This window comes from Nocardia sp. CA-107356 (assembly GCF_050946365.1).
Lineage (GTDB): Bacteria > Actinomycetota > Actinomycetes > Mycobacteriales > Mycobacteriaceae > Nocardia.
In genome coordinates, this window is record NZ_CP191992.1 from 9,163,021 (window position 1) to 9,185,210 (window position 22,190).

At 67.0% G+C, this 22,190-nt stretch carries 15 protein-coding genes; 8 read left to right on the forward strand and 7 right to left on the reverse strand.

What is annotated here, in order from left to right; all coding sequences use genetic code 11:
* Positions 1-722: 722 nt before the first annotated feature.
* Positions 723-1,169 carry a hypothetical protein gene (locus ACQP1G_RS41510; protein ID WP_433195482.1) on the reverse strand — a complete coding sequence of 149 codons (447 nt, stop codon included), beginning with the start codon at positions 1,167-1,169 and terminating at the stop codon, positions 723-725.
* A gap of 2,373 nt (positions 1,170-3,542) precedes the next feature.
* Between ACQP1G_RS41510 and ACQP1G_RS41515 the strand changes: the two genes are divergently transcribed.
* Positions 3,543-4,976, forward strand: coding sequence for an AAA family ATPase (locus ACQP1G_RS41515; protein ID WP_433209280.1), 1,434 nt, complete (start codon positions 3,543-3,545; stop codon positions 4,974-4,976).
* A 448-nt stretch (positions 4,977-5,424) separates the two neighbouring features.
* On the opposite strand, the gene ACQP1G_RS41520 is transcribed toward ACQP1G_RS41515, so the two are convergent.
* Complete coding sequence (locus ACQP1G_RS41520) at positions 5,425-6,399, reverse strand: GlxA family transcriptional regulator (RefSeq protein ID WP_433195484.1); 975 nt, start codon at positions 6,397-6,399, stop codon at positions 5,425-5,427.
* Between the two features lie 101 nt (positions 6,400-6,500).
* Between ACQP1G_RS41520 and ACQP1G_RS41525 the strand changes: the two genes are divergently transcribed.
* On the forward strand, positions 6,501-6,932 hold the full coding sequence (locus ACQP1G_RS41525; protein ID WP_433195486.1) for a VOC family protein: 432 nt from the start codon (positions 6,501-6,503) through the stop codon (positions 6,930-6,932).
* 26 nt (positions 6,933-6,958) lie between these two features.
* Entirely contained in the window at positions 6,959-7,423 is a 465-nt protein-coding gene (locus ACQP1G_RS41530) for a hypothetical protein (protein ID WP_433195488.1), read from the forward strand.
* Positions 7,424-7,508: 85 nt separating this feature from the next.
* On the opposite strand, the gene ACQP1G_RS41535 is transcribed toward ACQP1G_RS41530, so the two are convergent.
* A complete protein-coding gene (locus ACQP1G_RS41535; protein ID WP_433209283.1) occupies positions 7,509-7,856 on the reverse strand; it encodes a DUF4254 domain-containing protein in 348 nt (115 codons plus the stop codon).
* Here ACQP1G_RS41535 and ACQP1G_RS41540 point away from each other — a divergent pair.
* The 3 genes from ACQP1G_RS41540 to ACQP1G_RS41550 all read left to right on the forward strand — a co-directional run bounded on the left by ACQP1G_RS41540 (position 7,806) and on the right by ACQP1G_RS41550 (position 9,605).
* Entirely contained in the window at positions 7,806-7,931 is a 126-nt protein-coding gene (locus ACQP1G_RS41540; protein WP_433209557.1) for a hypothetical protein, read from the forward strand. The two genes, ACQP1G_RS41535 and ACQP1G_RS41540, sit on opposite strands and share 51 nt — an antisense overlap.
* 252 nt (positions 7,932-8,183) lie before the next feature.
* Complete coding sequence (locus ACQP1G_RS41545) at positions 8,184-8,993, forward strand: GntR family transcriptional regulator (protein ID WP_433195490.1); 810 nt, start codon at positions 8,184-8,186, stop codon at positions 8,991-8,993.
* A gap of 30 nt (positions 8,994-9,023) precedes the next feature.
* Entirely contained in the window at positions 9,024-9,605 is a 582-nt protein-coding gene (locus tag ACQP1G_RS41550; protein WP_433195492.1) for a GNAT family N-acetyltransferase, read from the forward strand.
* A 3-nt stretch (positions 9,606-9,608) separates the two neighbouring features.
* Here the strand turns inward: ACQP1G_RS41550 and eccCa are convergent, their stop codons facing one another.
* The 3 genes from eccCa to eccD are packed head-to-tail and all read right to left on the reverse strand — an operon-like array spanning position 9,609 to position 16,562.
* Positions 9,609-13,661, reverse strand: a complete 4,053-nt coding sequence (gene eccCa, locus ACQP1G_RS41555) for a type VII secretion protein EccCa (RefSeq protein WP_433195494.1) — start codon at positions 13,659-13,661, stop codon at positions 9,609-9,611.
* A 7-nt stretch (positions 13,662-13,668) separates the two neighbouring features.
* Positions 13,669-15,102, reverse strand: a complete 1,434-nt coding sequence (mycP, locus tag ACQP1G_RS41560) for a type VII secretion-associated serine protease mycosin (RefSeq protein WP_433195496.1) — start codon at positions 15,100-15,102, stop codon at positions 13,669-13,671.
* Complete coding sequence (gene eccD / locus ACQP1G_RS41565; RefSeq protein ID WP_433195498.1) at positions 15,099-16,562, reverse strand: type VII secretion integral membrane protein EccD; 1,464 nt, start codon at positions 16,560-16,562, stop codon at positions 15,099-15,101. The genes mycP and eccD overlap by 4 nt, the downstream gene beginning before the upstream one ends.
* Before the next feature lie 284 nt (positions 16,563-16,846).
* Here eccD and eccA point away from each other — a divergent pair, with 284 nt between their 5' ends.
* Complete coding sequence (eccA, locus tag ACQP1G_RS41570; RefSeq protein ID WP_433195500.1) at positions 16,847-18,667, forward strand: type VII secretion AAA-ATPase EccA; 1,821 nt, start codon at positions 16,847-16,849, stop codon at positions 18,665-18,667.
* Positions 18,668-18,710: 43 nt separating this feature from the next.
* Here the strand turns inward: eccA and eccB are convergent, their stop codons facing one another.
* A complete protein-coding gene (gene eccB, locus ACQP1G_RS41575) occupies positions 18,711-20,213 on the reverse strand; it encodes a type VII secretion protein EccB (protein WP_433195502.1) in 1,503 nt (500 codons plus the stop codon).
* Between the two features lie 224 nt (positions 20,214-20,437).
* Here eccB and eccE point away from each other — a divergent pair, with 224 nt between their 5' ends.
* Positions 20,438-22,168 (forward strand): type VII secretion protein EccE, encoded by a 1,731-nt coding sequence (gene eccE / locus ACQP1G_RS41580; RefSeq protein WP_433195504.1) that lies wholly within the window; start codon positions 20,438-20,440, stop codon positions 22,166-22,168.
* Positions 22,169-22,190: the final 22 nt, after the last annotated feature.

A 22,190-nucleotide genomic window follows, 5' to 3' on the forward strand; every position in this document is an offset into this window, starting at 1 on the left:
TGAGCCGTAATAATGACGGCCTCCCCATGCTGCCTCCGTGGCTCTCGGAGAGTGACGTCACCGGCGGCTACGAGGCGCCCGTTCAGAACTTGCCACACGACGACACCATCGATGAAGCGCCCTCTCGGCGTGGACGTTCCAAGCGCGCTCCCGAAACCGAGCGGCCCGAAGCCGGGCGCCGTGACAAGCGCCGCTTCGGTCGACGCAAGGGTAAGGACGAACAGTCCGAGGAGCAGTCCGATCCGCAGGGCCGCAGTCCGTCGGCACGTGAATTGTCCGGGCCGGGTTTCGAACTGCACTCCGGCCCAACTGCGCCCCGCGAGCCCGATGGCTTCCGCGGACCAGGGCAACAGGCCGGACCGGACGCCTACCGCGGACCAGAACAACACACCTACCGCGGACCAGAACAACACCCCAGACCGGACACCTACCGCGGACCAGAGCAACACGCCGGACCAGACGCCTACCGCGGACCAGAGCAACACGCCGGACCAGACGCCTACCGCGGACCAGAGCAGCAGAACGGACCCGAGGGCTTCCGCGGACCGGACCAGCAGAGCGGACCGGATGGCTTCCGTGGCCCCGAGGGTTATCGCGGACCCGATCAGCAGCGCGGGCCAGATGCCCATCGTGGACCGGACATTCACCACGGGCCCGACGGAACCGAGCAACAGCGCGGACCGAGCGGGTATCGCGGGGCCGAGCCACATGGTGGCCCCACATCACAGCACGGCCCCGAACTCGGTGACCCGCGCAGACAGGGGCCACCGCAGCCCGATGTCCGCCATGACTCCGGCCCACACACACATCCGGACGCCGCCGCGCAGGGTTCGCCGCGCCCGGACGCGCCGTGGCAAGGCGGCACCCCATTGCCGACCCGCAACCCGCGCCAACCCTCCGCCGCCTTCGACCCCCTCGGCCGCAGGCCCCCGACGCCCACCTCCCAACCACTGGTATCCCCGCAGCATCCCGCGGCGACCCAGCACCCAGGGGGCGCCACCGAGTACCACGACGCCACTCAACAGCCGGGCATCACCGACTATCCGGGTACTACCCAACAACCGGGCGCTACCCAACACCCAAGTGCCACCCAACATCCAAGTGCCACCCAACACCCAAGTGCCACCCAACACCCAGGCGCCACCCAACACCCAGGCGCCACCCAACATCCAGGCACTCCCCAGCACCCAGAGGCTGCGCAACACACAGGCGCCACTCAACAGTCGGGCGCTACCCAACAATCGGGCGCTACCCAACAATCGGGCGCCACCCAACAATCGGGCCCCACCCAACAATCGGGCCCCACCCAACAATCGGGCCCCACCCAACAATCGGGCCCCACCCAACAATCGGGCCCCACCCAACAATCGGGCCCCACCCAACAATCGGGCCCCACCCAACAATCGGGCGCCACCCAACAATCGGGCGCCACCCAACAATCGGGCGCCACCCAACAGCCCGGCGCTACCCAACAATCGGGCGCTGCTCAGCAGTCGGGCGCCACCCAACAGCCCGGCGCACAACAACCTGCGGCTCTCCAACACCCGGGCACTATCCAACCGACTACTGCCCCGGAACCGCCCGTGTCCGTCGAGGCGACGGTGCGCTACCAGTCCCCGCGCCCCGACCTGCCGCCACCACCGAACCAGGCCGCCGCACAACCGCATTCGCCTGCCACGCCGACGCAGCCGCCGACTGGTGAACGCCCCAGCACACCAACAACCGGCGAACGGCCGGCGATGCCGACGACAGAAGATGTCGACGGGCCACCGCCGTCGCTCGACACTCCGCGCACCGAACAGGTGCGGCCGGGGGGCGAAGGCGCCGGCACGGGACCGCATACTCCTGCGACTCCCCCAGGGCCGGAACCAATGCCTGGTGCCGACCAACATTCGGGCAGTCGCGATATCGCTCCGACGCCACGGCTCGAAGAGCCGCATTCGACCGCCTCGCGCGGAACCGACGGCCCGCCACCGCGACTCGACGACCCACGCCCATCGGCTGTCCGTCGCACAGACGGTCCGCCGTCGCGTCATGACGAGGCGCACCCTTCGGGCTCGCACCCATCGGATGGCCCGCCGTCGCGACACGACGAATCTCATGCGCCGGTCTCGCGTGGTGTCGATGAGCCGCCGCCGTGGCTTGCGCCGCAGCAGCCGACCGAGGACCAGCCTGCTCCCGAACAGGCGGCTGGGCAGGTTGGGCGGCCCGAACTGCCGCCTTCGCCAGAGGAATTCGATGCACATCCGGGGGCGGACGCGCATTCGGCGTCGACCGGCTCTGCGATGGGACGAAGCGACTCGGCCTCCGAGGCGACCGCGAACGAGCCTGAGCGAGTAGGTCGTCCGGACCTGCCGCAGGTCCCCGATATCGAGCACGCCGCGAACGGCACCGCGGCTGCTGCGGGGAAGACGTCGGGCGCGATCGGCGATCGCTCGGAATCGACTGGTGCGACACCGATATTCGATCCTGCGACCGTCGACCCGAACAGGCGCGCGGGTGGATCCGCAACGCCAGTGCCCGCCGCATCCGCCTCATCGGAGTACGGACCGGTACCGGGCGACCGCGCCCGCGATTCGGCTCCGATCACCGGCCGGACATCGACATCCGGTGCAGACGTCCGCGGCCCGGCCGCCGCGCCGCCGGCTCCCAGCGACGACCTCCACACACCCGGATCGGCACCGCAAGCACCTGGCGGCGATCTCCATCGTCCCGCCTCCGCACCACAAGCACCCGGCGGCGACGTATACCGGCCAGGATTCGCACCACAGGCACCGGGTGGCGACTTCCGCACACCCGCATCTGCACCACAGGCACCCGGCGGCGACTTCCACCGTCCCGCCTCCGCACCACAGGCACCCGGCGGCGACTTCACGCGGCCGCCTGTCGGACCGCAGGCGACCGATTTTCACGGGGCGCCCGGCGCTGGTGGTGGACCGGCGCAGCAGGAATCGGGGCGACCGGATCGCGGAGCGGCGGAGCCGGATTGGGCCACGCGTCCCGGCTCTGGATCAGCGGGCGGGGCGATGGGGCCGGGCTCGGAGTTCCGATCGGGACCGCAGGCACCGGCTGACGAGTTCGCCCGGACGGGGTCGACAGCGCAAGGATCTGGGACCGACTCTGCCGGGCCGATCGGGCCCGATGGCGCTGCCGCACAGCCGGAATCCGGGCAGGCGCAACGGAATCGCGGGGCGGCGGCGCCTGGTTGGGCCGCGCACCCCGGGCCTCGGACTGCCGGGGGATCGGTGGCCGCCGGTGGGCGTCATCGGTTGCCGTCCGAGGTCGGCGCGGGAGCCGAGGCCGATGATGCCGGGCGTCCGACCGATGGGCCGGGCGAACAGCCGACCGGCCAGCCGTCGGCACCGTATGGGTCGGGCGAACAAGGTCGTAATGCTGTCGATGCGAGGCAATCCGCCGTAGGCGCGGATACGCAGGATGCCGACCCGGCCGGATATGTCCAGCCAGCGGCGGGTCAGCAAGCACCGGTCGGCGGGCAGCCGAATGATCAGTGGCGTAATGGAACTGGGTACCAGCAGCCGCCCATGGCACAGCAGGCGCCGGGCGGCGCCCCGTGGCAGAGTGGGCCCGGGTATGCGCAGCCGCCGGTCGGGCGGGCACCCGAGGGTGAGCAGTGGCAGAATCCGGCGGCGCGTGGTGCGTTGGGGCAGCAATCGCCGACCGGTGAGCCGGCCGCCGACCAGTGGCGGGGTTATGCGCCGTCGCCGATGGGACAGCAAGCGCCCGTTGGGGATCCGCATCCGGGGTACGGGCAGCCGCCCGCCGGAGACCCACAAACCGGATACGGCCAACCACCCACCGGAGACCCACAAACCGGATACGGCCAACCACCCACCGGAGACCCACAAACCGGATACGGCCAACCACCCACCGGAGACCCACAAACCGGATACGGCCAACCACCCACCGGAGATCCACAGGCTGGATACGGGCAGCCACCCGCTGTGCCGGGGTACGGGCAGCCGGGCGGGATGCCGCAGGGTTATCAGCAGGGTGCGCAGTATCAGCCGCAGCATCCGCATGGACCGCAGCCCTCGCTCGATGATGTGCCGTTGCGGCGGGCCAAGAAGTCGCCGAATAGTGGGTGGCGCAAGGCCGTGCATCACGTGTCGGGCGGTGCGATCAATCCCGGGTTGTCCGCGGAGGAACTGCGGTTGCAGGAACTGGTCGCGCGGATCAGGCAGCCGGTGCGGGGTGACTATCGGATCGCGGTGCTCTCACTCAAGGGTGGTGTCGGAAAGACCACGACGACAATGGGTCTCGGGTCGATCTTCGCCTCCATCCGGGGTGACCGGGTAATCGCGGTCGACGCCAATCCGGACTTCGGCACGCTGTCGCAGCGGGTGCCACTGCAGACCCGCTCGACCGTACGTGATCTCTTGCTCGATCCAGCGATCCAACGCTACTCGGATGTGCGCAGGCATACCTCGCAAGGCACCAGCCGATTGGAAGTGCTTGCCAGCGAACGGGATCCGGCGGCGTCGGAGGCGTTCAGCGATGAGGAGTACCGCGCGGTCGCCCGCATCCTGCAGCGGTTCTACAACATCATCCTGACCGACTGCGGTACCGGACTGATGCATTCGGCGATGGGCGGTGTGCTCGATCTGGCGCATTCGCTGGTGCTGATCTCCTCGGCCGCGATCGACGGCGCGCGTAGTGCCGCCGCGACGCTCGACTGGTTGTCCCTGCACGGCCATGACCACTTGGTCCGCAATGCGGTCGTGGTGATCAACCTGCCGCGTGAGGGTTCACCGAATGTGGGCATCCAGCAGCTGCGCGAATACTTCCTATCGCGTTGCCGCGCGGTTCACATCATCCCGTACGACTCGCATCTGTCCGAGGGCGCGGAGATCGATCTGCACCGCCTGCACAAGACCACCAAGCGCGCCTACGTCGAACTCGCCGCAACGGTCGCCGACGAATTCGGCATCGATCACCGCCGCTATAGCTCTATCTGATTTGCCGCGCCTTCGGCGCGGCGTGTTCGCGGCCCCCTTGGTCTCGCGTCCGAGCCGTCGAGACTCGCGCCTGCGGCGCATGCACTTCGACGACTCCGGCGTGAGAAGGGCCGCGAACGGTCGCTCGTAAGACTCGCTCCGTGGTGGTTGCCGAGGTGCGGATCGTCGGGACCCGGTGTACAGCGGCCCAGCTGTCGAGACTCGAGACCTCCGCAAATGCACTTCGACGACTCCGGCGTGAGAAGGGCTGGGAACCGGTCACCCATAACACTCGCGCCGTCCTCGCCCTGACGGTGGACAGTTCACAGTGCTGGATGTACACCCCGCCCAGCCGACCGTCGAGACCCGCGATTGCGCCGCATGCGCTACGACGACTCCGACGCGAGACCGGCCACGGTCGCCCGCAATACCTGCTCCGACGTGGTCACCGAGGCCGTGATCATCTGCCTCACCACGACAGGCGGGACGCTCGCACCTCCGCGATGGTGCGGCTGCGGCGGCGGCGGAACAGGCCACGTAGTGTGCCCGCGTTCAGATAGCCGACTTTGACCGCTACGGCGTCGATGGTCAGTGTTGTGGTGCGTAGTAGCTGGGTGGCTCGTTCCAGCCGCACCTCGTGCACGAAATCTCGTGGTGACATGCCGATTTCGGCTTGCGTGGTGCGTTGCAGGGTGCGTTCGGTGACGCCGAGCCGATGGGCCGCATCGGCGATGAGGAACTGGTCGGCGATATGGTCACGAACCCAGCGCTCGAATGCGGCGACCAGGGAGTCGTTGCGGGCGATCACCTCGGGAATCGCGCTGTCGAGCTGCGATCGCCGATCACCGACCACCAGGTATTTGGCGGTCAATTCGGCCAGTGTCGGACTTTGCGCGGCGATCAACGACAGGGCGAGGTCGATGTGCGACAGTGATGCCGCCGCGGTCGTGAGCCGATCCGCGCGGCACAGGATTCGGCTTTCGTCCAGGTCGATACGCGGATATCTGCGCCGGAAGGCCGGGCCGAGCCACCAGCTCGTCGTCGCCACCGCACCGTCGAGCACTCCCGCCTCGGCCAGGTAGAAGGTGCCGGTGCACGCCGCCGCGAGGTGTGCACCGGATTCGTGGGCGCGGGTCATGAGTTGCAGCACCGGACGATTCGCGGGATCGGACACCAATCCGATCAAACCGTCGGCATCCAGGACGCGCGAGGCGGGGACGACTATCAGACCGACGTCATCGGGCAACTCGGTCATCGGTGTCGTCTGTGCGAGGAAACCGTGTGCTGTGCGCACTTGCCCGCTGTCGGCCACGATATGCACCCGCCACGGTTCGGGCGCGGTTTCCAGTTCACCGCGTAGGTCGTTGGCGGTGGCGAAGGTCTCCAGCACGGCGGTGAGTCCGAGGTCGGCAACGCCGTCCTGCACGAAGACCGCAACATCCATGTCGGAAACAGTACTGAATATGTCGTATCCGACACTCGGATCTGCGGAATAAGCGCCCTAGTCTTCGTACTACTTATCCGTCCTGCCCCGCGGAGTTCCCCATGACGCTCGTCGAAACCTTCGGTATCCACCACATCCGCCTGACCGTGACCGACATCGACCGTTCCAAGGCGTTCTACCGCGATGTGCTCGGCTTCCCTATCGTCGCGGAATCGCCGGGCAGCCCCGATGATCAGCAGGTGCGCACCGATCCCACCCAGCTCTACGGCGGCGTCGTATTCCAGACGAACGGGATGCTGTTCGGGCTACGCCCGGTGGCCGCACCGACCGACCGCTTCGACTCCGAGCGCGTCGGGTTGGACCATCTCAGCTTCAGCGTGTCATCGGTGGACGATCTGACTCGCACCGAAACCCGGCTGTCCGAGGCCGGAATCGAGCACGGGGAGATCATCCGACTGGAGGCATTCGGGATCGCGATCCTATCGTTCAGCGATCCCGACGGTATTCACCTCGAACTCACCGCGCCGCTGTGAACGCGCCCGCGCACTGTAGTCACCCGATGTTCCGCAGCCGTCCGACGCTGGTCCGCGCGACCGCGGGCTCGGCACTGCCGAGCACCAGCGAATTACTGTGTGCGATGAGCGGTCAGCAGGTCCGCGGGCATGTGTGCGGGTGGTCGCGCGACCTGGTCCGGTTACACCGCATCCGGCGCGAGCGGCCACAGTCCATTGCCGTAATCGACTGTCTCCGCACTGAATTGGTCGCCAATATCAACGCATGGGCGACCGAGCACCTGCCGGTGCGATCCGCCGACCGCCTCGACACCCGACTCGGCGACACCATCGATCGCATAGCGGCCACCGCCGACCACGCCTTCCACCTGCTGATGACCGACGACCTGTCCGGTGAACATATGCAGGTGGCATGGCGGAGATTGGCCGAACTGGCAATCGCCTACGGCGACTTGGTTCGTCAGGCCGAGGATGGGCGATGGTGCCTGTCCCCCGACACCAGACGTCGCTGAACTGTCGACACCCGTGACGTCGAATCGGCAAGAGGCCGTGGCTGATCCGTAGGGAACGGCCACAGCCCCGCGCCGAGCCGGGTCGTCACCACTCCGGGAGTCGCCGCCGTCCCGCGAGTATGTCGCGCACCAAATCGTCGTAGGCGTCGGCCAATTCGGCGAGATGATGCCACGCGCCGTGCAACTGTTCGTTGTGCGCGTCCAGGGTCATCAACGCATGGTGGGCGCGCACGGACGATTCCGCGATTCGGTCGATGACCGAGCCGACGGTTTCGGTGTGCAGGGTCGCGCCGAGCCGATGCTGCGGCACACTGCGCGCCACCCAATCGTCGATGGCCATGACCAATTCGATTCTGCGACGCTCGATTTCGAGGATCGTCGCATGGTCCGTCGGTACCGAACCGCCGCGGCCGACGAGTCGTCTCTCGTGCAGGACCGCGAGGTCACGGGCGAACCAGAGGAGCGGGCCACCGACAACTCGGTGCCCGCGACACGCACGAACAAGTAGATCCGAGGTGGGAAGCAGTCCATGAGTCAGGGACTGCACCGTCGAATCGACACACCGTGGTGTGCCTGGAAGAGCCATCACAACCGTTGATGAATCCGAACCTGCCACGTTGCCTCGCCGTCATCGCCGCACAACACCTGGATCAGGACGTTCATTACAATAAACCTCTGAAGGCACCTGTCAAGCGTTACCGGGCTGTAGGGAGTCACGAAGAGTACACTTCGTTACCTGCACGACTGACCGAGGAGCAAGATGGCGGACGGTCCGACGTATCACCGGATCGCAGACCTCCTCCGCGAGGAGATCCGCGCAGGCAAGTGGAATCCGGGTGATCGGTTGCCCAGTCATACCGAACTGGCCGATCAAATGCAGGTTTCGATCACTACCGCGCGCAACGCTATTCAGGTGCTCGTCACCGAAAACCTGGTCTACACGGCTACTTCCCGCGGCACCATCGTCCGAAACCAGGAGGTGCTGGAATCGGTTGTCACCGACCATATTCGCCCTGATAGACCACAGTCGGCCCACGATATCTTCGAAGAGACCGCGCGTGCGGCACGTCGCGAGCCGACCAAGGAATTCAGCGCGAAGATGGAACCGGCCAGTGCGGAGGTGGCGCGCTGGCTAGGTGTGCCGGAGGACTCCTGGGTATTGGCCAGGACGGTTGTCCAGTATCTCGATAACGAGCCGTGGTCGTGGGAGGTCAGCTTCTACCCACGGGATTTGGCGGAGGCGACCGGCATCGACTCGCCGCACGATATTCCCGAGGGGACGACGCGCCGACTCGCGGACCGTGGGCACTGCGAAACCGCACACCGCGACACGCTGGTCGCGCGCCCGGCCAGCGCGGAGGAGGCGATCGTGCTCGGCGTCGCGACCGGCACCATCCTGCTGGACCACCTGCGTATCGGCGCCAACCATGCCCGCATCACCCGGGCCACCCGACACCGCTCGATCGCCACCCGCAACCGGCTCGCCTACGAACTGGGCGACGATGAGGGCACCGGCGTCATCCGACACACGCTCGGCATGTCTGACCGGCCGGGTATCTCGTTGCCATGAAAACTGTTTCGCCATGAATACGGTATTGCCATGACTACCGTGATCCGCCGCGCATCCCTCAGTGATCTCGGTATGATCTGCCGACTGCGGATCCAGCGCACCGCCTGGCTCACCGCGCGCGGCTCCGATCAGTGGACGGTGGCCGGTCGCGGCCTGCCGATCGAGATCTTCGCCGGGGCGGTCGGCCGATCCCTGGACGCGGGGGAAACCTGGATCGCGGAGGTGGCCGGCGAACCGGTCGGGACGATCACCGTCAACGATGACGCCGACCCGGGGCTCTGGTCACCATGGGAACTAGCCGACGCGGTGGTCGTGCATTACATGATCGTCGACCTCCGCTTCTCCGGTCAGCGCATCGGCCACCGAATGCTGGCCCACGCCGCATCGCTTGCGCGCCAGCGACAGCGCCATTGGGTCCGGCTCGATGCCTGGACCACCAACACCGATCTGCACGACTACTACCGCGGAGAAGGCTTCCACCTTGTCAGGATCGCGGGACCGATCGCATCCGGCCCGTCCCGCGCACTGTTCCAACGCCGCTCCGACAGCTGGACATTCGAGCCGATAACATCCGTGCTGACGCGCGTGCCGGAGCCGCTGCCCAGGGTATGAGGCTCACAGCGGCGGCAGATAGGCGATCTGCACCATCTCCTGACCTCGGTTGCGCGACACCAGAATGCCGCGACCGGGCGGCAGCTTCATCGGGCGGACATCGCCGATCAGCTTGCCCTCGTCCTTGGGACCGCTCATGATCAGCGCGTCGACGGAGAGGTTCTTCATGCCACCGAGCACATTGTCGTAGAGCGCGCGCGAGACGCCGCCGGTGCGCCGGGTGACGACCACGTGCAAACCGATATCGCGGGCCTGCGGCAGGTATTCCAGCAGCGGGAGCAGCGGATTGATGCCCGCGGTGATCATGTCGTAATCGTCGACGAGCAGGTAGATCTCCGGTCCGGTCCACCAGCTGCGCTCACGCAGCTGCTGCGGGGTGATATCGGAACCGGGGATGCGCTTGGACATGTACCTGGCGAGCTCGTTGACCATCGGGCCGCAGGTCTGCGATGAGGTGGAGTAGCCGCCGAGATGAGCCTCGTCGACCACGCCGAGCAGGCTGCGGCGGTAGTCGATGAGGATGATCTTCGCCTGCTCCGGGGTCGCGTTCTCGGTAATGCCCATGGCGATATTGCGCAGCAGCGTGGTCTTGCCGCATTCCACATCGGCGAAGGCCATGAAATGCGGCTCCTGGCCGAAATCCAGGACGAACGGGTCCAATTCGTTCTCGCCGAGTCCGACGAGGACCTTCGTCGGCCCGAGTTCGACCTGGTGTTTGCGCGCGATGGCCACGACCTCCTCGCGGCTGACCTGCGGCGGCAGCATGCGCACCTCGGGGGCGCGACGGCCGGGGTAGAGCTGCTGCATCTGGTCTCTGGCCTGGGCCGCGCCCTCGGCCAGGGTCTGTGGATCGGAATCGGAATCCAGCCGGGGCAGCGCGATGAGCATATGCAGTTCATCGGGTGTGAGGCCGCGGCCGGGGCGGCCGACCGGGACCAGAGCCGCGGTACGCCTACCCATTTCGGAGTCCGTCGGATCACCGAGACGCAGCTCCACCCTGGTGCCGATCTGGTCCTTCACATTGGGCCGGATCTCGCCCCAGCGGGCGGCGCCGATGATCAAGTGGATGCCGTAGGAAAGACCCTGTGCCGCAATGGCGGTGATCTGCGGTTCGACGGCGTCGAACTCCTCACGCATGGCCTGCCAACCGTCGATGACCAGGAACACGTCGCCGAACTGGTCCGCGGCCAGCGGATCGTTCGGGTCGGCCGCGGTCCCGTTGATGAGCCTGGCCTCCATCTGCGAGTACTTGCGGCGCCGGAACTCCACCATGGATTCGATACCGAGCGCGGCGAAGCGCTCCTCGCGCTGGCGCATCAGCGTGGTCAGCTCGGCGACGGTACGGCGCACCCGATCGCCGTCGAGACGGCCCGCGACCGAACCGACATGCGGCAGACCGGACAGGCCCGCGAGACTGCCGCCACCGAAATCGAGGCAGTAGAACTGGACCTGCTCGGGACTGTGGGTCGCCGCCGCGGCCATGACGATGGTGCGAATGGCGGTCGACTTACCCGACTGCGGACCGCCGACGACCGCGACATTGCCTTGCGCACCGGCCAATTGGATGGTCAGCACGTCGCGGCGCTGTTCGTAGGGCTTATCGATGATGCCGATCGGCATCCACAGCTGGCCGTGCCGGTTGACCGGGGAACGCCAATCCGGATCGGGCAGCAGCATATCCACTGTCGGCGATTCGTCCAGCGGCGGCAGCCACACCTCGTGCGCGGGACGGCCGTGTCCGGTCAGGCGTTTCACGACGACCTCGAGCAGCGTCTCGGGGACGCCACCGCTCTGCGGTTCCTCCTCCGGCTCGGCCCCTGGCGGCGGTGGCAGATCGGGCAGTTCCATCCGCACCGGCTGCGGCCGCTCCTGGATCTCGACCGACTTGGCCGTGAACACCGTCGGCGACTGACCGCCGACCACCCGGCCGTCCACCTGCCTGCTGCCGCTCGGCGAGACATAGGGCCCGGACACATAGGTGGCGTTGAACCGCAACGGATCATCGGCATCGCTCTTGAGATAGCCGGAGCCGGGGATACCGGGCAGGTGGTAGGCATCGGTGATGCCGAGCACGGCGCGGGATTCGTTGGCCGAGAAGGTGCGCAAGCCGATCCGGTAGGACAGGTGCGAGTCGAGGCCGCGCAGCTTGTTCTCCTCCAGGCGCTGCGAGGCCAGCAGCAGGTGCACGTGCAGCGAGCGGCCGAGGCGCCCGATCATTACGAACAGGTCCGCGAAATCCGGCTTCTGCGACAGCAGTTCGGAGAACTCGTCGACGATCACGAACAGTGCGGGCAGCGGGTCCAGCGCGACACCGGCCGCGCGCGCCTTCTCGTAATCGGTGACATTGGCAAAATTTCCCGCGGCGCGCAGCAATTCCTGGCGGCGGTTCATCTCACCGGCCAGCGCGTCCTTCATACGGTCGACCATCGAGAGTTCTTCCTCGAGGTTGGTGATGACCGCGGCGACGTGCGGCAGCGAGTCGAGGCCGAGGAAGGTAGCGCCACCCTTGAAGTCGACGAGCACGAGATTCAGTGCGTCCGGCGAGTGCGTGGTCACCATCGAGAGCACCAACGTGCGCAGGAATTCGGATTTACCCGAACCCGTTGCGCCGATACATAATCCGTGCGGACCCATACCGCTCTCGGCGGATTCTTTGATATCGATTTCGACCGGGGTGCCATCCGGGGTGACGCCGATCGGCACCCGCAGCCGCTCGCGCGCGGTGCGCGGACGCCACACCTTCGACGGTTCTATCTGCGCGGCGTCCGGAATCTTCAGCAGCGCCATCAAACCCGGATCGGTCCTGGTGTCGTCACCGAGGCTGACGATCTGCGCGGCCGTCGCGATGCGGAACCGGGCGAGGCTGCGGGCGAAGGTCTCGGATTCGGCCGGACTCACCACATCGGCGGTGGCGAATTTCTCGACGCCCGCGGCACTTTTCGCGCTCACCTCACCGTCACCGACCACCAGCTGTAGACCGCGCCGGGCGGCGAGGCCGTTCTCGGGTGCGGTCAGGTCGAGCACGGTGACCGAGTCCAGGCCCGATTCGCTGATCAGCCGCTCGGTGCCGTTGACATAGCCGTCATCGATGACGACCACCAGATGCAACCGGCCCTGTGTCGGTTGCGGATTGCGCATGAAGCGTCCGCGCTCGAGCAGTTCCGAGGCGAGGGCGGTCTCGAGTTCGGCCAGCGAGCCGTACATCATCCGGGCCGAGCCGATACCGTCGCGAACGATCGGATGTTGCAGGTGCGGAAGCCATTTCGCCCATTCCCAGGCCGGACCGTCGGGATCGGCGCAGACGATGGCGACCGCGACGTGGTCGGGTCCGTGAAATGCGGTGAGCTCCATCAGCATCGAACGCGCAAGCATCCGGGCTGCCTCGCTGTCGCCACCGAGATTGATGGCGGGAAAGGCCCGCAACGACACCGCGGTGGGCAGTTGGTGCACTACCGAATGGGTACGCACGAAACGGCGCAATGCCACGGTGGAGACCGGCTCGAGATCCTCGAGCGGGCCGGTTTCCGGGCGCGCCAACTTCGTCGCCAATCGGTGGCTGCCCACCCCGACCCGCACATGTCCGAAGTCCGGATCGTTCGGGCGACGTTCCCACATCCGGCGGGTGCCGACCACCGATGGCAGATCGATCGGTTCCGGATGACTCCAGGCCAGCGACTCCAACTGCTTGGTGCCGGTGCGACGGACATCCTTGCGCATCTGGTCCAGATACCGGAAGTAGTCCTTGCGTTCCTCGTTGAGCTCGCCCGCGCCCTTGGGGCCGTTGCCCCGCATGCCGAGCATCATGCCGCCCATCGACATGAGCATCATCATCGGGAACATCATCATGAACGGGTTGGCGAGCAGGTTGCGACCCATCATCACCATCATCGCGATCATGCCGACAACGGCGACCACCATGATCACCGGCATCAACTTCATGATCAGCGGCCCCGGCATGGCCCGCTGGATCTCCGGCGGCGAATTCAACGCCACCTCACCGCCCGGCGCGCGCGGCGGCGCGATGCGGGGGCGGCGCACGAAACCTTCGGTAACCATGGGTCCTCTACAGCTCTGTTACGTCGGAGTCGAGGTCGGCGGAGCCACGGGACCGCCGGAACGGAATCGACAGGGCCGCACCGAATCCCAGCACGATTACGCAGGTGACCGAGCCGATGACCGCGACGCGGCGCGGCAGTGGATCCGGTCCGGCCGGATGCACGGGGGCCGCCATGACGCGTGGGGTGTCGGCGCCGGTGCCGATCGGCTTATCCGGCAGCTGCGCGGTGAGCGCGGCCAGTGGATCGATCAGACCGTGTCCGACCCGATCGTCGTGACCAGGGCCCGGCGCGTGTGCGGTGCGGGTGATCCGCTCGATCACCTGTCCGGCGGTGAGTTCCGGGAACCGGGACCGAACCAGCGCGGCCAGTCCGGCGACATAGGGTGCGGCGAAGCTGGTGCCCTGGATGGATCCGCTGCCCTCCTGGGTGATCGCGCCGTTGACCAGTCCGGTGCCGCCCGGCTTGTTATCGAGCGAGACGATATTGCGCCCGATGGCGGCGGCGCCGACCCACGGACCGTGCAATGACAGTGCCGAGGGCGAACCGTTCGGATCGATGGAGGCGACCGTCAGGACGTAGGGCTGGAACCAGGCCGGACTCGCGATGGTCTGCACATCGTCCCAGCCCGAACCGTCGTTCTGCTTCTCGCACGCGCCGCCGTTTTCCACATTGCCCGCCGCAGCGACCACCACCACATTGCGGTCGTAGGCGTACTTCACCGCGGCACCGAGCGGGACGTCGGCGGTATCGGTTCCCACTGCGCTGCAGGAGACTTCGGAGATATTGATGACGGTCGCGCCCATATCGACGGCACGGACCACCGAGGCGGCCAGGGCGAGCACACTGCCGTAGCCGGAGCGCACCATGGCATCCGGCGGCTGATCGCCGCCCGCACGATCCTTGCGCTCATAGTGCGTGCTCAGCTGGCGGATGGTGAGGATCTCGGCGTCGGGTGCGACACCGACGAAAGCGTCGTCGGGGCTCGGCCGTGCGGCGATGATGCCCGCGACCAGGGTGCCGTGGCCGTCGCAGTCGGCGGTGCCGTCGGAGTCCGAGACGTAGTCGCCACCGGCTTGGAGCGCGGGCAGTCGCGGATGCCGATTCACCCCGGTATCGATGACCGCGACCTTTTGTCCGGCACCGCGACTGAACTGCCAGGCCGCTGGCAGATCGAGCACGCGTTGCGGCAGCGGCGGCTCTGCGGGGGCGCCACCGATGAGCGACAGTTCGGCGCAGACGACCTTCTGTTCGGTCGGCTCCAAGGGGGCGGGCCGCCCGCTGAGTGCCTGGGTGGGGCCGAGCGCACCCGAGTCGATCGTGGGCGGCGGGATCGCGCCAGCGGGCGCGGACCAGCCGAGGACCGCTGCGCCGAGAACTGCGGCGGCGCAGGTGATTCCGGTCCTGCGCCGCCAGCCGGGCTTGCTCGCCCGAGCAGTCATAGGTTTCTGGCCATCGAATAGACGCCCATGATCCACAACACAAGCGGGATCACCGCGACGATCAGCAGATATTCGATGATCTCCATGGCCCGACGCGTCACCGGCGTCACCTCGAGGTGCGGACCGATTACACCGAACACCACCACCCCGGCGGCGAAGGCGAGCAGCAGGACACCCGCGAGCAACAGCAGATCCGAATCGCCGAGGGCGACACCGGTGATCAGGCCGATGACGATGACGCTGCCGCCCGCGATCAGCGCACCGGCCTGCACCAGGTCGGCGAAGGAACGGCCGCGCAGACTCACGATCACAGCGGCGATCACGGCGAGCGTAATCCCCTGCCAGCGTGCGGATCCCAGCGGATCGGCGGCGCCGAGCGCACCGACCGCCGCCGCGATCGCGCAGGCGATGAGCATGCCGGTCTGGTATTGATTGGCGGCCCTGGCCCGCTCCCCGAGTCCGGCGGCCGAAGGCAGCGCGGTGGCGCCGATCGCGCCGATGCCCTCGATGGTGGGGCGCGGCTCGTGATCGGCCGGATCGATCGCGCCGCCCGCGGTCGGCACCGGTGGGATCGGCAGCCGGGCCAGCACCGCCGCCAGCCGCGGCACCGCGGAGATCAAGGTGATCGCCACGACCAGGATCGCGGCGGAGATCTTCGGCAATTCGAAGTCCCAGACCATCCGGACCAGTGCGGCGAAACCACCGAAGAGCGCGACGGTCACGGCGGCCGCAGCCAACGCGGCACCCGTCGCGGTGGCGCGATAGATCACCGCGGCGGCCACCAGCGTCACCGAGCAGCCGAGCAGCAGATGTGGACTGCCGAGGTCGCCGGGCACGAATAGTGCTGCGCCACCGAAGAACAACAGCAACGCGCACAGCGACAACCAGATGGCCGTCAATTGGTCCGCGTACTTGCGCGCCGCGATGGCGGCGGCGACCGCGGCGACGATGGCGATACCGGTCGCGAGGAACGGCGCGGCAAGACCGCCGCCGTGTGCACGCCCGGCGCCGAGCAGCAGCAGCGCGAGCAGCACCGCCGACACCGCGGCGACCAGACCGCTCCAGCGCGCCGAACGCGGTGACCAGCCGCGGAAATCGGCTGCGGTGAGCCGGGATACGGCATCGATGACATCGTCGAAGAGCGCGGGTGATTCCTTCGCGGTGACCGAGCGCAGCACCAGCAGCTCACCGTCGTACACCTCGGCCTCGGTGAGGCTGCGGCTCGGCGCGATGGCGTCGCGGCCCAACCGGGCCAGCGTCCAGTGTTCGGTATGCAGTGGTGTGCCGCCGTCGTCGCTCTCCACCACATCGGGATTGCGAGATTGGATCAGAGTGACCAGATCACCGATGAATGTGGCGATCGGCACCGTCGCCGGGAGCCCGACATCGAGCTGGGTATTTCCACCGATGACGGAGACTCGGCACAGTTCGGGTTCAGCGGCGCGCGTGCCGCCACTCATCGGCTCGGTCAATTGCGCGACGACCCCAGCTCTTTACGGAACGATCCAAACATTTGCGCCCAGTTTCCTACCTGTCGAACCAACACTACGGCTCGGCTCCACTCTCGCACGAACGCTCCCCGTGTGACATGTAGATGTCGCACACATTGCAACCTGCAGGTACCAAAACCTAATGTATCGGACGAGCCGAGCCGACGCGATCGCTAAGCTGGTCGGAAGATGTACGCGGACAATCGCGCAACAAAAATAGATAGCTCCAACCAAGACTTCGGGGTTCGACAGCAATGACCGGCAACCGCCAAGCACAACGGGCCTTCGACGCCGGAATCCTGTCGCTGGGCCTGACCATCGACGGACAGGAATCGGCTCGCGATCTCGAGTACGCGAAGCTGGCGTTCCAGCGCGCCACCGAGTGGGATCCGACCATGTGCGATGCCTGGCTGGGCCGGGCCGCGGCGGGTGAGGCCACCACCGAAGTGCTCTACAACCTGCACAAGAACAGTGGGACAACACTTTTCCGCGAGCAGCGGCGGATCGGGCTGCCGCAACGCGCACTGGCCGGACGCTTCCTGGCCGGGTTGTACATCGACTACCCCCTGGCCAGCTACACCGAGATCTGGCTGGCCCAAGCGGCGCAGCTGATCTCGGAGAAGGAGTACGACGAGGCCGAACGGGTACTCGACGAACTCGCCACCCACCGCGCCTCGATGCTCTCCGATACCGATCGCGAGATCGACGATCGGATCTGCGCCTATATCCGTGGCGTACTGCATTTCAACACTCAGCGCTGGCCCGATGTGATGGCGGTACTCGCCGGATCCGCCGAATGGGACGATCCGTACCTGGCGGCGGGCGCCCATGTGATGGTCGGTTCGGCCTGCGCCCAGCTCGGACTGTTCGGCGAGGCCATCCGGCGGATGGAGCAGGCCGAGGCGGGTCCGATCCCGGCGGCCAGGACGACGGCCATGTTCTGCCGCGGCCTGTGCCTGCGCGAGACCGGTAAGGAGGCCGAGGCGCAGGCCCTGTTCGAGAAGGTGTACTCGCAGGCACCGGATTTCGCCGCGAATACCGCCGCCATGCGTGATCGCACCTATCGGCTCACGGTGACCACCAAGGAGTCGATCGATGCGCGCACCAACCGCTGGGATCCGGCGTCGGCGCCCTCGGTCGAGGCGATGCAGACCGCCGATGCCGAGGACCGCGCCAAGAAGATCCTGACCGAGGCGCGCGCCGAACTGGATTCCCAGATCGGCCTCGAATCGGTGAAAACGCAGGTGGCGAAGTTGCAGGCGACCGCGCAACTGGCCAAGATCCGGGCCGAGAAGGGCATGGCGAGTATGGCCCGCGGCAACCACCTGGCGTTCACCGGTCCGCCGGGCACCGGTAAGACGACCATCGCCCGGGTGGTGGCCAAAATCTATTGCGGTGTCGGACTTCTCAAGACCGATAAGGTCGTCGAGGCCAAGCGCGTCGACTTCGTCAGCCAGAATCTCGGCGGCACCGCGATCAAGACCGACAAGCTGATCGATACCGCGATGGACGGCGTGCTGTTCATCGACGAGGCGTACACGCTGATCCAGACCGGCCTGCAAGGCGGCGACGCCTTCGGTCGCGAGGCAGTCGATACGCTGCTGGCCAGAATGGAAAACGACCGCGACCGACTGGTCGTGATCATTGCGGGCTACGACGGCGAGATCGACCGACTGCTCGCCGCGAACGACGGTCTGGCTTCCCGTTTCGCCAAACGCCTGCAGTTCCCGTCCTACACCCCGACCGAACTCGGCCAGATCGGCAGCCTCATCGCCAGTTCGCGCGATTCCGAGCTGTCGGACGGAGCAATGGAATTGCTGATCGAGGCGTGCGGACGGCTCTATGAAGCCGAACGCGTCGATCAGAGCGGACAGCCGCGTCGTGGCATCGATCTCGCTGGCAACGGCCGATTCGTGCGCAACATCATCGAATCCGCGGAGGAGGAACGCGAATTCCGGCTGGCCAATGACGATTCGCTGGATCTGAGCGCGGTGGACGAGTCGGTGCTGATGCGGATCGAGGCGCCGGATATGCAGGCGGCCCTCAGCGGTGTGCTCGCCTCGCTCGGCGTTTAGCGCCGGGCTTATGGCCTGAACGCCGGAAACGTCCAGGCCGCGATCAGTTTCCGACCGGCAGGATATCGTGCTTGACCAGCGCGTCGTTCTTGGACAGTGTCGGTCCCGGCACCAGTTGGCCGATGATCGACCAGGGGGCCAGCCGCGGCTCGCTCAAGCCGAGCACCTGGGCGGTCGCGACGTCCGGGATGCCGTAGCGGATTCCGTTGTCCGCCACGTAGAACAGGCCGCCGCGCCGCAAACTGCCCGGCTCCGTACCGGTTACCTGCACGAACTCACCCGATGCCGGTGGGATGTAGGCGGAATCGATCCGATCGCCGGTGCCATCGGAGGTCGCCAGGCTCACCGGCTCGGCCGAACCCGGCAGCGGCAGGCGGTTGCCCGCGAGCATGCTGATCGTCGCGCGGTCGGTGGGACTTTCGGTCGCGTCGTTCTCGGGCTCGCGTCCCTTCGCCCAGCTCAGACAGGTGACCGGGGCATCTTCAGCGGACAGGATCTTCGGGGTGGTCGCGGGAAAGTGGTCGAGGGAGAGTCGGTGCAGCACCGGCATATTCGTCAGCACGTCCGGCGGCTCGGCCTTGATCTCGCGCATGCCCTGGGAATTCGCGGTGCGAACGACCTGCGCGGCGAAATCGGTGATCGGCTGCACGCCGTCGGCGAGCACCAGGTACAGCTGGGATTGATCGTTGCGGCCCATGCCGCCGACCGCGATGACACCGCCGACCGGCACATCGGAAAGCTTTGCCGGACCGGGCTGTCCGGCCTGCGGGATATCCGGCACGGCCAGCGGCGCAACCGCGATCGCGGCATCAAGCAGGCCGGTGCCGACCGGCCGCGGCTTGAGCCCGGCCAGATTCAACGAACGGGCCAGCACCGAGTTGCCCGGGTCGAGCTCCGCTCGTTTGCCGTCGTAGATCAGATAGGTCTTATCGTTGCGACGCACTAACAGCGCATCCGACGGGCCCAACGCCCGAACACGTTCGTCCAGTTGGGGTTTACCCGCGAAGATCGCGGTTTCGACGCCGCTCGCCGCAGCCGCACTGCCGGTAACCGAGAGCTGCACCGTCTCGCACAACGACCAGTCCGAACGACCGCCCTGCATCGAACCCGGCAGTGCCGCGGGCGCACCGGGAATGCCGAGCAGCGGGCCGCGCGGCATCGAGGAGAGCTTCGCATCCTTCACCGATTTGGGTGATTCGTTGCTGCCGCTGATCAGCCGGGCCGAGGCGAGGTTGAGCACCGGATGCAGGCGCTTATCGTCCTTCTTGTCCTCGGATTCGGCCACGACCACGTACAGGGCACCGCTGTCCTTGCCGATCACGATATTCGCGTCGCCGATCGAGCCCTGCGGGCGCAGGAAGGCCAAGATGGCCGATCCGGCGACCACGAGCAGGCCGAGCACCGCGCCGACGAGCATCGAACGCACCTGAGATCGCATGGGATCGTGCAGCATTCGGACATCACGCCGGACCAGCGCGTGATCGAGCCGTCGCAGCAGAAAACGGTAGCCATTGACCTGGGCCTTGGTGGTCAGCTGAGCAGGCACATGGTCTCCATCGGACTACGGAAGGAACAGGATAATTACAGTATCGTTCGGCACACCCTGTCAATTCAGCGACAATTCAGCAAACAACTGCTGTCCCCACGAACAAAGGTGCGGCGCGGTAGTGTTATCGCAATACTGGTCTGATTATCGTGGACGGGGCTGTGAACAAACGCGATACCGACTCCGGAGCGAACACGCGTAAAGAAACCGGAAACGAAAACTCCGTGAACACAACGCACACAACACTGCGCGATCCGGAATTCTGGCTGCTGCGCCAAATCCCTTTGCGACTCATGATTCCGCTGGCGTTGTTCGCCGCGACCGCGGCCTGGATCGCCACCGCCTGCCATGCGCCGACCGCAGCCGTCATTGCCGTCGGCGCGGTTGTCCTCATCGTCGGCGCCGCACCGGTGCGGCGGCGCGAACCACGCAATATCGCTGGAATGCTGGCGCGCGCGATCGCGTTCCGGTGGCGGCGCACCCGGCCCGGCCCCGCCGATACCGGCCAGGCCGCCTTCGACGTACCGCTGCCCGAGGGCGGCAGTTACGGCGTGCGCTGGGACGGCAACCTGCTGCTCACCATGCTGCGCATCGACCCGCCGCCGGATGCGCTGACCCTGTTGCGGCGCGGTTCGCTGTCCACCGATCAGGTGCTTCCGCTCACCGAAATCGCTCGCTGCCTCAGTCAATTCGATATCAACCTGGCCTCCATCGATGTGATCAGCACCGGCGCGCGGACCGCGGGCGGCGGCCCGGTGGCCCAGCTCTACGACCGCATCATCGGCCCGCTGCCCGCCATCGCGCATCGCACGGTCTGGCTGGTGCTGCGGCTGGATCCGCTCGCCAATGCCGAGGCCGTCGGTAATCGCGGCGGCGGAGGCGCTGGCGCGCTGCGCACCGCGATCATCGCGACCCGACGGGTGGCCAATCGACTGGCCGCCCGCGAGATCTCGGTATCGGTGCTGACCGCCACCGAAATGAACAGTGCGGTGCGCCAACTCACCCGCGGCATCGCATTGGACGGATTCGCCGAAACCCCGAAATCGCTGGTGCACCAGGGCATACACCTCACCAGTTACGAGATCGGCCCGGAGCTGATCGGATCGCGCGGTTTCGCCGATATCTGGGCCACCCCGAGCCTGGCCACCACGGTCACCGTGCGCTTGCGGCCCGGTGCGCGACGCCCCGGCGATGGGCGCCAGCCCGACTCCCCGCCGATCACGCTCGGTGCGCTGGTCCGCTTCGATACCGTGGCCGAACCGGTCGAGCCGCCCGTACCCGGACTGCGCACCCTGCCCGGCGAACAGTTCCGCGCCCTGCTGGACTGCCTGCCCGCGCGCACCGCTCGCCGCGACGGCGACAGCGCGGGCGACTACCGCGGCCCACTCACCGCGCTCGACGGTATCGCCGTACCCACCGCCGGGTGCGGTCAGCTGATCGGCGCCGACAATGCCGGTCAGGGCATCGCGGTGCCACTGATCGGCGACGGCACCCGACATCTCGAGGTCATCGGACGGCTGGATCTGGCCCAGCAGGTGATCCTGCGCGCGATCGCCCTCGGGGCGCACACCGTTGTGCACACCGACCGACCCGAGGCCTGGCAGTCCATGGTCGTCAATGTCGATGCACCGCATTCGCTTTCGCTCGCGCCACGGTTCGCCGGTTCGGGTCAGCACGTCACGCCGCCACAGCCGGGCGGGCCCATGCCCACCGCGACCGTCGTGGTGTTCGATGGCATCGCACCCACCGCATTGACCGGTGGCGCGACCATTGTGCACGTCCGTGCGCCCGAGCAGCCGGACGGACAGTTCGATGCCGATATCGTTCTGGTGCAAGATATTTCGGCTCCCAACCTGATCACCGTGCGGACCTCGACGGCGAGTGCGACAGTCAATATGGTGACCACACCCGACGAAATGCGCTACATCGGCGAATCTCTCACCGCAGCACGGTAGTCCGACGCACGGTAGTCCGAAC

Bases quoted from the DNA above. Each gene is read 5' to 3' on its own strand.
- ACQP1G_RS41510 (WP_433195482.1), bottom strand. From the start codon at position 1,169: ATGTTGGGTGGCGCCTGGGTGTTGGGTGGCGCCTGGGTGTTGGGTGGC.
- ACQP1G_RS41515 (WP_433209280.1), top strand. From the start codon at position 3,543: ATGGCACAGCAGGCGCCGGGCGGCGCCCCGTGGCAGAGTGGGCCCGGG.
- ACQP1G_RS41520 (WP_433195484.1), bottom strand. From the start codon at position 6,399: ATGGATGTTGCGGTCTTCGTGCAGGACGGCGTTGCCGACCTCGGACTC.
- ACQP1G_RS41525 (WP_433195486.1), top strand. From the start codon at position 6,501: ATGACGCTCGTCGAAACCTTCGGTATCCACCACATCCGCCTGACCGTG.
- ACQP1G_RS41530 (WP_433195488.1), top strand. From the start codon at position 6,959: ATGTTCCGCAGCCGTCCGACGCTGGTCCGCGCGACCGCGGGCTCGGCA.
- ACQP1G_RS41540 (WP_433209557.1), top strand. From the start codon at position 7,806: ATGGTCCGTCGGTACCGAACCGCCGCGGCCGACGAGTCGTCTCTCGTG.
- ACQP1G_RS41545 (WP_433195490.1), top strand. From the start codon at position 8,184: ATGGCGGACGGTCCGACGTATCACCGGATCGCAGACCTCCTCCGCGAG.
- ACQP1G_RS41550 (WP_433195492.1), top strand. From the start codon at position 9,024: ATGACTACCGTGATCCGCCGCGCATCCCTCAGTGATCTCGGTATGATC.
- eccCa (WP_433195494.1), bottom strand. From the start codon at position 13,661: ATGGTTACCGAAGGTTTCGTGCGCCGCCCCCGCATCGCGCCGCCGCGC.
- mycP (WP_433195496.1), bottom strand. From the start codon at position 15,102: ATGACTGCTCGGGCGAGCAAGCCCGGCTGGCGGCGCAGGACCGGAATC.
- eccD (WP_433195498.1), bottom strand. From the start codon at position 16,562: ATGAGTGGCGGCACGCGCGCCGCTGAACCCGAACTGTGCCGAGTCTCC.
- eccA (WP_433195500.1), top strand. From the start codon at position 16,847: ATGACCGGCAACCGCCAAGCACAACGGGCCTTCGACGCCGGAATCCTG.